The 13,629-nt window shown below is 52.9% G+C and carries 11 protein-coding genes; 1 reads left to right on the top strand and 10 read right to left on the bottom strand.

Annotated elements, in window-relative coordinates:
* Positions 1-5 precede the first annotated feature (5 nt).
* Together THS27_RS10800 and THS27_RS10795 are read right to left on the bottom strand one after the other, a co-directional pair.
* Positions 6-1,670 carry a peptide ABC transporter substrate-binding protein gene (locus THS27_RS10800; RefSeq protein ID WP_085590677.1) on the bottom strand — a complete coding sequence of 555 codons (1,665 nt, stop codon included), beginning with the start codon at positions 1,668-1,670 and terminating at the stop codon, positions 6-8.
* Positions 1,671-1,827: 157 nt separating this feature from the next.
* Positions 1,828-2,520 (bottom strand): orotate phosphoribosyltransferase, encoded by a 693-nt coding sequence (locus tag THS27_RS10795; RefSeq protein ID WP_085590675.1) that lies wholly within the window; start codon positions 2,518-2,520, stop codon positions 1,828-1,830.
* Between the two features lie 341 nt (positions 2,521-2,861).
* On the opposite strand from THS27_RS10795, the gene THS27_RS10790 reads away from it, so the two are divergent.
* Positions 2,862-3,647 carry an enoyl-CoA hydratase/isomerase family protein gene (locus THS27_RS10790; RefSeq protein ID WP_085590673.1) on the top strand — a complete coding sequence of 262 codons (786 nt, stop codon included), beginning with the start codon at positions 2,862-2,864 and terminating at the stop codon, positions 3,645-3,647.
* A gap of 16 nt (positions 3,648-3,663) precedes the next feature.
* On the opposite strand, the gene THS27_RS10785 is transcribed toward THS27_RS10790, so the two are convergent.
* The 8 genes from THS27_RS10785 to THS27_RS10745 all read right to left on the bottom strand — a co-directional run bounded on the left by THS27_RS10785 (position 3,664) and on the right by THS27_RS10745 (position 13,486).
* On the bottom strand, positions 3,664-4,173 hold the full coding sequence (locus THS27_RS10785; RefSeq protein ID WP_085590671.1) for a DinB family protein: 510 nt from the start codon (positions 4,171-4,173) through the stop codon (positions 3,664-3,666).
* A 27-nt stretch (positions 4,174-4,200) separates the two neighbouring features.
* Positions 4,201-4,710, bottom strand: coding sequence for a DinB family protein (locus THS27_RS10780; protein ID WP_085590669.1), 510 nt, complete (start codon positions 4,708-4,710; stop codon positions 4,201-4,203).
* A gap of 75 nt (positions 4,711-4,785) precedes the next feature.
* Entirely contained in the window at positions 4,786-6,015 is a 1,230-nt protein-coding gene (locus THS27_RS10775; protein ID WP_139835544.1) for a multidrug effflux MFS transporter, read from the bottom strand.
* 307 nt (positions 6,016-6,322) lie between these two features.
* On the bottom strand, positions 6,323-7,732 hold the full coding sequence (locus tag THS27_RS10770; protein ID WP_085590665.1) for a TRAP transporter large permease: 1,410 nt from the start codon (positions 7,730-7,732) through the stop codon (positions 6,323-6,325).
* Between the two features lie 24 nt (positions 7,733-7,756).
* The gene (locus THS27_RS10765; RefSeq protein WP_085590663.1) at positions 7,757-8,329 is read right to left on the bottom strand and encodes a TRAP transporter small permease; all 573 of its coding nucleotides are present in this window, start codon (positions 8,327-8,329) and stop codon (positions 7,757-7,759) included.
* 37 nt (positions 8,330-8,366) lie between these two features.
* Positions 8,367-9,362 carry a TRAP transporter substrate-binding protein gene (locus THS27_RS10760; protein ID WP_085590661.1) on the bottom strand — a complete coding sequence of 332 codons (996 nt, stop codon included), beginning with the start codon at positions 9,360-9,362 and terminating at the stop codon, positions 8,367-8,369.
* A 513-nt stretch (positions 9,363-9,875) separates the two neighbouring features.
* A complete protein-coding gene (locus THS27_RS10750) occupies positions 9,876-11,234 on the bottom strand; it encodes a sigma-54 dependent transcriptional regulator (protein ID WP_085590657.1) in 1,359 nt (452 codons plus the stop codon).
* Positions 11,231-13,486, bottom strand: a complete 2,256-nt coding sequence (locus THS27_RS10745) for an ATP-binding protein (protein WP_246832929.1) — start codon at positions 13,484-13,486, stop codon at positions 11,231-11,233. Before THS27_RS10745 ends, THS27_RS10750 begins: the two co-directional genes overlap by 4 nt.
* Between the last annotated feature and the right edge of the window lie 143 nt (positions 13,487-13,629).

Raw genomic sequence — 13,629 nt, 5'->3', positions numbered from 1 at the left:
TCTGTTTATTGATCCGTGCGATACCATTCCTCAGCCCAAAGCGAGCTGGGATACATGTGGCCCGTCGGGCGAATGCCCTTTAGCCATTTGGGGAAAATGAAACCGCTTTCACCATGATAAAGGGGCAGGGCGGGGAGGTCGGTTGCATATATTTTTTGCAATTCGTGCCACAGCGGAACGCGTTTATCAAAATCAAGCTCCAGCTCGATCTGGTCAATCAGGGCATCGACTTTGGGATTTTTATATCCGGTATAGTTCTGACCTTCGTAATGGTTTTCGGCGGTTGGGATCTGATCGGATTTTAAAATGGTGAGTGGCAAGTGTTCGGGGGCCGATATCCAGCCAAACATCGCCAGGCCATCAAACTTGCGTTGCGGCAGGGTTTCGCCAAACAAAACCCGGGCGGGCTGGTTTAAAATATCCACATCAATACCCGCCTGTTTCCAGCGGTTTTGCAAGACTTGCTGAATTAACTGTCCGGTGCTGCTTTCTGTAGCGCCATACAGGGTGAAATGCAGGGTTTCGCCCGTGGCATTTTTGCGCATGGCCTTGCCTGTGCGCGTCCATCCGGCGTCATTTAACAGGGCATCTGCTTTTTCGGGATCAAATTGGTAATGGGGAACATCGTCGGTAAAAACCGGGTCGTCAGGATGAATGAAATCCAGCGTTGGCGCATTTTTACCGGCAAACAGTTTCTGGCTGATTTCATTGCGGTCAATGGCATATAGCAATGCCTGACGTACCCGGCGGTCTCCCAGCGGGGCAAAGGCACTGTTAACGTCAAGATGATAAAATGACAGGCCCTTTTTATAAATAATATCGTATTGATCGCCGAACCGTTTTTCAAAACCGATCACTTTATCCAGCGACAGGCCGATTTCGCCGGGGGTATAATCAATCTCGCCTGCGCGCAAGGATGCCTCAAGGGCGGCTGTGTTTTCAAAATTGCGCAGTTGTATGGCGGCGATTTGCGGTTTTTTCCCCCACCAGTAAGGGTTTTCTTCCAGCATCACGGCACTGGCGGTAATGACCTTTGTCACCAGATAGGGGCCAAACCACAGGCCGGGGGTCGCGGGTGCCGTGACATACAGGCTGCGTTTTTGATAGGTTGCCGGGTCTTCATCAAAAATCGGTTTTTCCAGATGGGCCGGTAAAATTTCAACACCCATAAAGGCATTATAGCTGTAATCGATCCGGTCGAGGGTGACAGTGAAATGGTGGTCATCAACGATTTTGAAATCGACAATCCGGTCGAAAACTTCCTTGTCGGCAACGGCAACATCCTTGTTTTGACCAACGGCAATGCTAAAGGCAACGTCTTTGGTTGTTAGCGGTTCGCCGTCACCCCATTTGGCACTTTCGGGTAATGACAGGCTAAGCTGTACGCCTTCCTTGCCATTGGCAAGCGGGACTTTTTTGGCAAGGCCATTGTCAAAGGATGGCACTGCATCGCAAAGCATACAGGCGATTTTCCAGGCGTGATTATAAACCATGATCGGACGGCGGACGAAGCCCAGGATATAGGATTGCACCGCAGAGGATGAAAAGGCAGGATGCAAGGTTTCGGGGTAGCCGCTAATACCGATTTTAAGGGTTTCGTTGGCCTGGGCAATGCCGGCTGATGTCAGGGTGACCCAGCCTAACAGCAAAATCCCGATCAGTTTACGCATTCATGCCTCCGTCGCGCGGGCGGACCCGTCAAATTGTCATTGTCTTTCAATGTGATTGAATTTTTGCTTTGGTGCAACGCCGTGTTGCTTCCATGCAAAAAGCCGCCCGGTTGGGGCGGCTTTCAACATCGGTTGATTTGGCGGCGAAAAGCAGGAATTAATCGTGTTTGCCGCCATGCGATTTTGACCAGCCAATCGGGTCGGCCAGAAAATCACGTACACCGGCAATCGCTTCCTTGCTGAAATATTCGCCTTCCTGGGCGACAGCCAACACGTCGTGCCAGGTGCATAGATAATGCAGTTCGATATCGTCTTTTTTCAGTTCTTCAAGGGCATTGGGGAACACGCCATAAAAGAAGACAACAAACGCATGTTTGCATTCGGCACCGGCGTCACGAAGAGCATTAACAAAGTTAACCTTTGATGCGCCATCGGTTGCCAGGTCTTCGACCAGCAAAACACGCTGGTTTTCATGAATATCGCCTTCGATGCGGGCCTGGCGACCAAAACCTTTGGGTTTCTTGCGCACATATTGCATCGGCAGGTCCAGGGCCTCGGCCAGCCAGGCTGAATAGGGAATGCCAGCTGTTTCACCACCGGCAACAGCGTCAAACCGTTCGTAACCGGCATTGTCCGAAATCTGGCGGGCGGCAAGATCAATGACTTTGCGGCGGGCACGCGGAAACGAAATCAGCTTGCGACAATCAATATAGGTGGGGCTGGCCCAGCCGGATGTCAGGATATAGGGTTCTTCCGGGCGAAAATTGACCGCACCGATATCAAGCAGGATACGGGCGACAGTTTTGGCAGCATATGAACAATGCGAAGCAGTTTTGGACGGGTCTGACATGGCTGTATTTCCTCTGGGCTCGGATAACGCGCCCGTCTTAGCCTTTTATCGGCCAAAGCGCAAAGAAAAGCCGCTGACCAAATGGTCAGGAATAACAATTTATTGATGTCTGCCAGCAAAGTTATACCGACAGAATGGAAATATCAGATCTAAAACAAAATGATGTTTTGAGGCAGGATATCACCAGCATAGGCAGATTGTAATTTCGGGTGGCTGGAATTGAAGATGCACATCTGTGAATTGTAATTTATTGTAATGGCGAACCTGTGGCGGATTGGCAATTGGCGCAAATCGCGTTATCGGTAACCACACGGAATTATTTGCTTTAAGGGGGCAGTGCCATGATGACAGACGCCGGGCTGATTGCAAATATCGATGCGGGCATTGCCACCGTGACCATTCATCAGGCTGAACGTAAAAATGCGCTAACAAAACCGATGTGGGCCGAACTTTCGCGGATGATTGCCGATTTGGGCGCGCGCGATGATTTGCGCTGTGTGGTTATTCGCGGTGGTGCCGGTGCCGGGTTTGGTGCCGGGGCTGATATTCATGAATTTGTGCGCGAACGGCGCGGCTTTAACAAGGCCCGTGATTATGGCCTGCTTCATGCCGAGGCATTGCAAAATATTCAGTCCTGTATGCATCCGGTTATTGCCGCGATAGACGGGGTTTGCGTCGGCGCATCAATGGTTTTAGCGGCGGCGTGCGATTTTCGCATTGCCGCCGATGATGCCCGTTTCATGATGCCCCCTATGAAACTGGGGGCAACACTGGGTTATCCGGAACTGCAAATTCTGCTTGATGTGCTGGGACGCGCGACCTTGATGGAAGTGCTGTTTGAAGGGCAAATGTTTGATGCCAGCCGTGCCCAGCATATTGGCCTGGTTAGTCAGGTCGTGCCGTTGGCTGATTTTGACAGCGAAATTGCCAATGTCAGTAACCGGATCGCCCGGGGCGCACCGATCAGCCAGCGGATGCATAAAAAAATGATCAACCGGCTGACTGAAGGGGGCAGTATTTCGGCCCGTGAATTTGACGAGGCCTATCTGGCATTTGACAGCGATGATTTCGAGGAAGGCTATTCGGCGTTTCTTGAAAAACGCAAACCGGTTTTTCAGGGCCGATAGCCGCTATTGTTTGTGATTAGAACGGCATATTCGGGGTTAGCGGAATGTCGGTAATACCATAATCGATGCCCATTTTATGCAGTTCGCTGGTGATTTGCGACCTGTGATGGGTTTGATGGTTAAAGATTTGCAGAAATAGCACCTGTAACGGCACATCGCGCACTTTCCCCGTTACATCGGCCAGGGTGCGAATGTTATCCTGCCATGCTGTGTTTCCCGAACTGGTAAGGGTTTGCAGGGTGGCATCTGTTTCAACGCGCAGGCGACGCAGTTTTGCAAAATCATCGGCTATGGTGATTGTCGGGGTAAATGCGCCGGGGTTGCCGCCATTTAGCAGGGTTAAAATACGTTGATCGATATACAGAATATGGTTCAGCGTTGCATGGATCGACCCAAAGAACATACCCCGATCCTGCCTTCGGGCGTCGTCGCCAATCTGGTCGCACAAGTCAAACAAAACGCGGTTTTGCCAGCTGTTATAGCGGGCCAGTTCCTGCCCGCAGGCGTTGAAATCCATAAGTGGCATGTTGGTTTTTCCAGTTGTTCTTGAAATTCAGAAGGGCAGGTTGGGTGTGAACGGCATGCCGGTTACACCATAATCAAGGCCCATTTTGTAAAGCTCGGCCGTGATTTGTGAACGATGATGAGTTTGGTGGTTAAACATTTGCAGAAAAAATATCTGCAAAGGGACATCGTTTGTTTTGCCATCAATATCTTGCAAGATGCGGGTTTTATCCTGCCATGCCGGGTTTTGCCTGTTGGCGAAATCGTCAATTGCATTATCGGTTTCAACGCGCAGGCGCCTTAGCTTTGTAAAATCATCGGCAATGATAATTGTCGGTGTAAATGCGCCCACGGTGCCGCCGTTTAGCAGGGATAAAGTACGCTGATCGATATAGAGAATATGGTTCAGGGTTGCATGGATCGACCCAAAGAACATGCCCCGGCTTTGTTTGCGGGCGTCATCGCCAATCTGATCGCATAACGCAAACAAAACCTGGTTTTGCCAGCTGTTATAGCGGGCCAACACCAGTCCGCAGTCGTTAAAATCCATCAGGGACATTGGCTTTATTCCGCAGTTTATGACGGGGAAGGGCCGGGTAGATGGCAACAGGGCCGTGATGGCGGCCCTGTTGGTTTAAATGGCGATGGCGGTGTTTTCGGTGGCCTGTTTGGGTTTGGCAACCAGATGAGTCATGATATTGGCAAAAATGCCAAAACCCAACATGCAGGTGGTGACCGGCCATAATCCATCTTCAAAGGCATGCAACCAGCCTAAAAATACCCCGGCCAGTGCCCCGCATGAAAACTGCATGGTTCCCATCAGGGCGGTTGCCGTGCCGCCAATATGGGGGAAATATTGCATGAAGGATGCCGTGGCATTGGGGGCCGTCAGGCCGATGGCCCCAACCGCAACCATGATAAGAGGCACGACCACATAAAGCGACGGGGTGAAAAAATTGCAGGTTACGAACAGGGCGACGGCCGCAGCCAGTTGCACACTAACGCCGATGGCCAGAATTTGGTGGCATTCCATGCGTTTAAGCAACGGGTTGTTGATGCGGTTGCAAAAGATGATGGTCAGCACATTTGCCCCGAACAAATAGGGGAAATGGGCCGGTTCAACGCCGAAATAATCGATATACATAAACGGAGAGTCGGTGAGAAAGCTGAACATCACCGCACTGGCGCCAGTATGGGCCAACATAAAGCCAACGGCATTCCGTGTGCGCAAAACTTCCAGATAGGTCCACCACACCCGCCGGGCCGGACCGGCATAACGGGGGCGCAATTTGGTGGTTTCGGGCAGTTTCATCCACACAATCACCAGCATCAGGCTGCCATAAAGTACCAGCAGGACAAAAATTGACCGCCATGAGGAAAAACTGAGCAGACCGGCACCGACCGTCGGGGCCACCAGCGGGGCGATCATCATGATGACGGCGATCAGGGCAAACATGCGCGCGGCTTCCTTGCCGTCAAACAGGTCGCGCACCGACGCCCCGACAATAACAAGGGCAAAACCGCCACCAATGGCCTGAACAAACCGCATGATGTTAAGGGCAAGCGGGCTTTGCACTGTTAAAATAATCGCACTCGCGAATACATAAATTGCAAGGCCGGTAAGGGCGACAGGGCGCCGACCAACGCGGTCCGACATGGGGCCGCCCACCAACTGCCCCAGGGCAAAGCCGATCAGAAAACAGCTGATGGACACTTCGACATCATGAATGGGCGCACCAAAATCGTTTGCCATGGCCGGAATGGCGGGCAAATAGGTGTCGATGGCAAAGGGCGCAATGGCGGTAAGTGCTGCCAGCAAAATGGCAAGCCGTTTGGTATTTAGCGGCACGGCAAGGCTGTTCATGGGGCGGTCCGATCCCGGTTTTTCATGACGGTTAATAAAATTAAGGGTCGTGGTTCGGGCGGACGGTTTTTCGGGCGGTGGTGGCCTTGTCCCCGAATGATAAACGTCTTCCTGAGTGCGGGAAGGAAACGTTTTGCCTGCCTGATTTTGTTTGAAACGATTCAATGGTGTCTATTATCCATAAAAATCTGTTTCGTTCAAATAGGCAGAAGCTTTAAGGCCGGAATGGCAGCCATGCAATTTTACAAATGAAAAAGGGGTATTCCGCAGCCGGAATACCCCTTGAAGGTCAGATCATGTGGTGATGCTAGTAGTTCATCACTTTTTCCGGGCCCATCAACAGGGTTGGCAACCATGTTGAAATCGCCGGGATATAGGTAATGATGATCAGGAAGACCAGCAGGATCATCAGCCACGGGAAAGCCGCGCGTACGACCTTAAGCAACGGCATCCCCGTTATGCCCGATGTGACAAACAGATTGAGCCCCACCGGTGGTGTAATCATGCCGATTTCCATATTGACCACCATGATGATGCCCAGATGGATCGGGTCAATGCCCAGCTTCATCGCAATCGGAAACAGGATCGGCGCCATAATCATCAGGATGGCAGACGGTTCCATAAAGTTACCGGCAATCAGCAGGATGATATTGACAACAATCAGGAACCCCCAGGCCGGAAGGCCCCAGCCAATGATGGTTTCGGCAATGGTATGCGGGATGCGTTCGGTTGTCAGCACATGGGCAAACAGCATGGCATTGGCAATGATGAACATCAGCATGATGGTCACTTTGCCAGCCTCAAGCAGAACGTGGCGAATGTCCTTGTCAAACGGTAACAGAACAATTGCCTTGCCCATCAGGCCGATATTGCGCGTGGCAATCGCGCCAAAGCCGGTATTGCCCCCCTCGGGGATCCAGGGCTGATCCTTGATCGGGCCCATGTCGCGGTAAAACAGCACCGCAACCAGCATGGCGTAAAACGAGGCCACGGCGGCGGCTTCGGTCGGGGTGAAGGCCCCGCCATAAATGCCCCCCATGATCAGGACCACAAGAAGCAGGCCCCCCGATGCCGAGAGCAGGCTGCCGCCCCATTCGCCAAGCGACGGACGATCCTGTTTGGGCAGCTTTTTGATTTTGGCGACCACATAAATCGCCAGCATCAGCATGATGCCTACCATCAGACCGGGAATAACCCCACCCAGGAACATGCGGCCAACCGACACCTGGGTTGCAGCGGCATAAACCACCATCACGATGGACGGCGGAATAAGAATGCCCAGTGTCCCGGCGTTACAAATCACCCCAGCGGCAAAACTTTGCGGATAGCCCGATTTGACCATGCCGGCAATCACGATGGAGCCAATCGCCACCACAGTTGCCGGGGATGAACCCGACACAGCTGCAAACAACATGCAGGCCAGAACCGATGCCATGGCAAGGCCGCCAGGGAACCAGCCGACACTGTTAACCGCAAAATTGATCAGACGGCGGGCGACACCGCCAGTCGATAGAAAGGTTGAGGCAAGAATGAAATAGGGGATGGCAAGAAGGGTGTAATGCTCCATCCCGCTAAACAGTTTTTCTGCCAGCGTTGCGAGGCTGTCACTGCCAAACAGCAGAATGGTTGCCAGCGACGACACCCCCAGCGACAGGGCAATTGGCGCGCCGAATGCCATGAGCACGAACAGCAGAACAAACAGGAATGCAATGGTCATGAATAAGCGATCCCTCTTTGATGCCTATGATGCGGAACGGTGTGAACCGTTCTTTGCATCGTCATTTACATCAGCCTGACCGCCCAGCTGGTCGATGGCTTCGCGGGCTTCGTCAGCCAGGGTGAAGCCGGTTTGCCGGCCGGTAATGATGCGCCAGCCGACCTGTGCCAGACGAAAGGCCAGCAAGGCCCCGCCAATCGGCATGATCAGATAGACGACCCACAGCATCAGGGGTGAATCCTCGGCTTCCATTTCCAGCATGTGGTTGAAGGTTACCAGTTCCCAGCCACCTTTGGTGATCCAGAAACAGTAAAGCAACCCGGCCGCAACAATGATCAGGCCGATAATGCGCTGAAGCGTTGCCGGAAACAGTTTCACCAGCGCATCGACACCAATATGGCTGCCAATCTTAACCCCGTAGGACATGCCAAACAGGATCAGCCAGGCAAACAGGAACTGTGTCATTTCCAGAGCCCAGGTGATGCCGGAATTAAACACGTACCGGGCAATGACATTGGCGAAAGTAAGAGAAGTCATGGCGGCAAGCAGGAGGGCGATGAAGCCCTCCTCCAGCCGGGTAACGACCGTCGAGATCATCGTAAACGGTCCCTTATCCAGAGAGATTTACAGGGAATTATTTGTTGCAGGCTGCGGCGGCGTCGATCAGGTCCTGACCGATTTCACCCGCAAACTGGGTCCAGACCGGTTTCATTGCCGTCTGCCAGTCCTTGAACTGTGCATCGGACAGTTCGACCAGTTCGGTTTCGCCCGAATCAAGGACTTCCTTGCGTTGCTGTGCAGTCAGATCAGCCGACAGATCGTTGCCGTATTTGGTGGCTTCCTGCATTGCCTGGGTCAGACCATCACGAATTTCCGGATCCAGACCTTCCCACCATTTGGTCGAGGTAACGACCATATAGTCAAGCAAGCCGTGGTTGGATTCGGTGATGTAATCCTGAACTTCGTAGAACTTCTGCGAATAGATGTTCGACCAGGTGTTTTCCTGACCATCGACAACGCCGGTCTGCAGGGCCGAATAGGTTTCAGCGAAAGCCATTTTCTGCGGAACAGCGCCAACAGCTTCAAACTGTGCAGCAAGAACGTCCGAGCTTTGGATACGGAATTTCAGGCCTTTGGCATCGGCCGGTTCACGCAGCGGCTTGTTGGCTGAAAGCTGCTTGAGGCCATTATGCCAGTAACCAACACCGGTCAGACCTTTGCTGGCCATGGAATCAAACAGGCCCTTGCCCTTGTCGCTGTCCTGGAAGCAGGAAACGGCATCCATGTCTTTAAACAGGAACGGAAGGTCGTAAATGCCAAGCTTTTTGGTCCATTTGCCAAATTTGGCAAGTGACGGTGCGCCAAACTGAACGTCGCCGCGCAGAATTGCCGGCAGAACCTTGTCGTCATCGAAAAGCTGGGAGTTCGGATAGATTTCAACTTTGACTTTGTCGCCAAGAATTTCTTCTGCACGCTTTTTGAAGTAATCGGCAGCCTTGCCCTTCGGCGTGTTCGGAGCAACAACGTGCGCAAATTTGATAACTTCCTGAGCCGAAGCATTGTAAGACATGCCAAGGCCAGCCAGCATTGCCGCGCTTGCGATCAGAATCTTTTTAGTAACCGGACGCATATATGTTCTCCCTAAAAGCTTAATGCGTTTTCCCAATAGTGCGCCATTGAATCGGCGTCATTCTATCCCGCCGTAACAGGCGCTGCCCTGAATAAGCAACTTCCGGGCCAGTTTGCTGTTTGCGTTATAACCACAAAGCATATCAGCTATTTGGCTTGCTTTTGGCTTATGGTGCATTGCAGCGTAAGCTGTTATTTTTGTTATGATTTCCGCACAGTGCAAAACTAATATGTGCGGTTTTTCGCACATTAATTTCGCGCTTTGGCGACATCCTTTTAACAGCATGTGGGAAATTTCTGCGAAATACCAACGAAAAAAGGTTTAAATTATTCGCGTAAAGGTTTTGTCCATGGCCTTGGCTACGGCGCATTTACCTTGCCATGGCGGAGAGCTGGCAAGGGGAATGAACTGGTTTGAAAATGTGAAGAACGGCCCGGATCGATAGTGTAGGTTGATGCGAACCAGGGATACCCAGGATGTACCGTATCGTCAGTATACGAAAAGGTGGTGGTGTTAGTCGTTTTCGGGGCGGTTACGAAAATCGGCGGGTGAAATTTCGTATTTTGCCAGTTTGTCATAGAATGTTTTGCGTGGGACCCCCAGGGTGGAAACCGTGGCTGTTACATTGCCACCATGTTTACGCAGGGCTTCGCAAATCAGGTTTTTTTCAAAGGCTTCGACCTGACGGGGCAGGGGAAGGGTTAAGTCGGCATCGTTACCGGCCTCATGTGTCAGGGTGTCGAGGCCCAGCACACGGCGTTCGGCAGCATTGCGCAATTCGCGCACATTTCCCGGCCAGTCATAACTGGAAAAACGCGCCAGTTCCTGCGGGTCCAGCGGGTCGAAGCTGCGACCAAACCGGTCTTCGGCCTGTTTGAGGAAATGGGCAAATAACAGGGGAATATCGTCCTTGCGATCGCGGAGCGGCGGGATGTGCAGCTGAACAACATTAAGGCGGTAATAAAGGTCTTCGCGAAATTCGCCGCGCGATGCCGCGTCACGCAGGTCAACCTTGGTGGCGGCGACCACGCGCAGGTCAATGGGTTGGGTGGTATTGGAGCCCAGACGTTCCAGCGCACGTTCCTGCAAAACCCGCAACAGCTTTACCTGTAACGATAATGGCATGCTTTCGATTTCATCAAGGAAGACCGTGCCCTTATTGGCAAATTCAAATTTACCTATGCGTTTGCGGTCTGCGCCGGTAAACGCCCCGGCTTCGTGGCCGAAAAGTTCGGATTCAATCAGGTTTTCGGGCACAGCCCCGCAATTGATGGCAACAAACGGCCCATTGCGGCCCGACATATCGTGCAGGGTGCGTGCGACAACTTCCTTGCCGGCACCGGTTTCACCGTTGATCAGGACATGGGCATTGGTGGTGGCGATATTGCCAATTAACCCGCGTAGTTTTTCCATTGCCGGGGTCCGGCCAATCAGGCCGTTGCTGGCGGGCAGGTGGCGGGCCAGTTCGGCTTTCAGGGCGCGGTTTTCGCTGATCAGGCGGCGGTGTGCGCAGGCCCGGCGTACGATGTCGATAAAATAGTCTGGTGCGAACGGCTTTTCGATAAAATCAAAGGCCCCGCTGCGCATGGCTTTGACAGCCGTTGCCACATCGCCGTGCCCGGTTACCAGAATAACCGGCAGGTCAGGGTCAATTGCGATGGTTTGTTCCAGCAATTCCATGCCGGTCATTTTGGGCATGCGAATGTCGGTCACTAAAATGCCGGGCCAGCCTTTGGCGATACGGTCGCGGGCCAGTTCGGGGCGCTCAAAACATTCGACCGGGATATCTGCCAGTTCCAGCGTTTGTTGTGCGGCTTCCCGCACATCGGCATCATCGTCAACAAACAGTACGTGTTCGCAGGGGTGGGTCACCGCTTATCCTTTGGTCGCAGTACGGATCGAAATACGCCGGGTCCTGCCTTGCCTGCGCCCGTTGTCGGATCGCGGGCGAAGGAAGTGGCGGTTTCGTCGTCTAAAAGTGCAAATTCATGGACGGGTGTTTTAACACCGGCTTTCGCCGCCGTCGAGCCTGCCGCGATATTGCGTCGTTCGATGCCGGTGCCGGTTGTATCAACCGGGCGCAATTCAACAATAAAACATGCGCCGCCGTCAGGGGCGGGAAGGTTTTCGGCGCGTATGGTGCCCCCGAAACTGCGCAAGATGCCATAACAGATTGACAAGCCAAGCCCCAGCCCGTCGCCAAATTGTTTGGTGGTGAAAAACGGGTCGAACAGTTGTGGCATGGTCTGGTCCGATATGCCCGGTCCATTGTCCGATACGCTGACAAAAACACGATCAGACCCGCGGGTGATATCAATCATGATCCGTGCGTCATCCTGATCGCGGCTGGCATCGGCGGCATTGGTAAGCAGATTGATAAAAACCTGTTCAAGCTGGGTTTCTTCGGCGGTTACAAACATGCCCTGTTTCGGGCGTGGAAACGCGATAACAGCATTTGATACGCGGCCTGTTTCACGTACCAGATCAATGGCCTTTTGAATGGCGTGGGCAACGTCAACCGGGCCGCTGTCATATTCGGGGCGTCGGGCAAATGTTTTTAAATGGTTGGTGATGCGCCCCATGCGTTCGGTCAGTTCGGAAATGCGGGTTAAATTGCGTTCAACGGGTTCGGTTTGTCCGCGGGCAAAAAACTGGCGGGCATTGTCGGCATAGCTGCGAATGGCGGTTAGCGGCTGGTTTATTTCATGGGCGATCCCGGCTGACATTTGGCCAAGGGCGGCTAATTTTCCGGCCTGCACCAGTTCGGCCTGGGCGGTGCGCAGGGCATCTTCGGTGCGTTGGCGTTCGGTAATTTCTTCGGCCAGGCGCACATTTGTGTTCATCAAATCGGCGGTACGCAATTTTACCTGATGTTCCAGTTCGCGTTGCGACCAGTCGCGAATTTCAAGCTGTTCAAGCATGGCGCGCCGACGCTGCAACAACATAAAAATGGTGCCCATGATAATGATGTGGATGGCCCCGGCAATAAAGGCAGCAGCCAGAATGGATTGGTCCAGAACGGCCTTGTCAGTTAGCAAAAATATGCGCCAGCCTTGCCGGGGCAGGGTGCTGCCGATGGTTAAATACCGGGTGGTTGCGGGCGTTCGTGAAGATGCAGACTGGCTGTCATCCGGACGCGGAGCAGGAAAGCCTGCAACCGATTTTCCGAATGGAGCGGAGGTGCGGTTTAGCCCGTCGTCGGTGTTGGTGACGGCATTGTTTCCTGCCGGGTCGGGGGTAATGTTTGTGGTGTTTACATCGTTGGGCCGGTCATCGCTGATGGTGGTGTCATGCTCTATCGGGGTTTCGGTGGCAATGGACGCCAGTTCCAGCGTGGACATTACGCCATCACGCGGCCAGTTGCCCTTGGTCACGGGCATGGCGGTTAACGGGTATTCGCCATATTTGCGTGATTTTAAAACATTTCGGCGCTGCCCTTCGGACAGGCCGCGCAAATCGCGAAAGCGCCATTCCGGGTGCGAGGAAATAATGACAATGCCGTTTTCGTCTTCGACCAGAACGCTTTCGCCGCCGCGCGCCCAGCGATTAACCAGCGTTTCAAGGTGAGTTTTGACCACCATCACCCCGGCAATGTCGCGGCCATTGGTTAGAACCGGGTGGGAAATATAATATCCTGGCACGTTCGATGTGATGCCAAAGGCAAAATAATGCCCGGTATTTCCACCCATTGCCTGTTTGAAATACGGGCGAAACCCAAAATTACGGCCGACGAAGGATGCGTTGCTGTTCCAGTTGCTTGCAGCAATGGTTTCGCCGGTATTGTCCATAAAATAAATATCGGATGCACCGCTGTCAGCCGCCAGTTTTTCCAGATAGCGGTTAACTTCGTTGGTATCTTCGGCCGTGGGGTGATGCATGCCCGCCAGCGTTAAAATGCGCCGGTCCGATGCCAGCGTGATTGGCAGATATTCGTGTTCCTTGATCGCCCCTTGCAGGTTGGAACGATAAAGTTCCAGTTTGTTTCGCCCTTCTTCTTCGAGCGTCACAATGCGGGTTTCGCGCCAGCCCTGCATGCTGATAAAAATCGTGACGGGCAACAAAAGCAACATGCCCACCAGCACAAGGCGCGCACTGCGGCGAACGGATTGCGATGTTTTTAACATTGGGTGGACATTTCCCGGATTTATCGGCACAGCAAAAGCACTGGATGATTTTTTGTAATATGCCCTGTTTCTGCCTGTCTTGCGATATTTTCATTCCCAATGCGGCTATGACCCATAAAAGATCGTGCCGGGCGATGATGTTG

This window comes from Thalassospira sp. MCCC 1A01428, assembly GCF_002115825.1.
Classification (GTDB): domain Bacteria; phylum Pseudomonadota; class Alphaproteobacteria; order Rhodospirillales; family Thalassospiraceae; genus Thalassospira.
The sequence above is the reverse complement of the archived record's forward strand: the minus strand, read 5'-3'. Positions and strand labels throughout refer to the sequence as shown.

Bases quoted from the DNA above. Each gene is read 5' to 3' on its own strand.
- THS27_RS10770 (WP_085590665.1), bottom strand. From the start codon at position 7,732: ATGACCATTGCATTCCTGTTTGTTCTGCTGTTCGTGCTCATGGCATTC.
- THS27_RS10785 (WP_085590671.1), bottom strand. From the start codon at position 4,173: ATGCCACTTATGGATTTCAACGCCTGCGGGCAGGAACTGGCCCGCTAT.
- THS27_RS10795 (WP_085590675.1), bottom strand. From the start codon at position 2,520: ATGTCAGACCCGTCCAAAACTGCTTCGCATTGTTCATATGCTGCCAAA.
- THS27_RS10790 (WP_085590673.1), top strand. From the start codon at position 2,862: ATGATGACAGACGCCGGGCTGATTGCAAATATCGATGCGGGCATTGCC.
- THS27_RS10800 (WP_085590677.1), bottom strand. From the start codon at position 1,670: ATGCGTAAACTGATCGGGATTTTGCTGTTAGGCTGGGTCACCCTGACA.
- THS27_RS10760 (WP_085590661.1), bottom strand. From the start codon at position 9,362: ATGCGTCCGGTTACTAAAAAGATTCTGATCGCAAGCGCGGCAATGCTG.
- THS27_RS10775 (WP_139835544.1), bottom strand. From the start codon at position 6,015: ATGAACAGCCTTGCCGTGCCGCTAAATACCAAACGGCTTGCCATTTTG.
- THS27_RS10780 (WP_085590669.1), bottom strand. From the start codon at position 4,710: ATGTCCCTGATGGATTTTAACGACTGCGGACTGGTGTTGGCCCGCTAT.
- THS27_RS10745 (WP_246832929.1), bottom strand. From the start codon at position 13,486: ATGTTAAAAACATCGCAATCCGTTCGCCGCAGTGCGCGCCTTGTGCTG.
- THS27_RS10765 (WP_085590663.1), bottom strand. From the start codon at position 8,329: ATGATCTCGACGGTCGTTACCCGGCTGGAGGAGGGCTTCATCGCCCTC.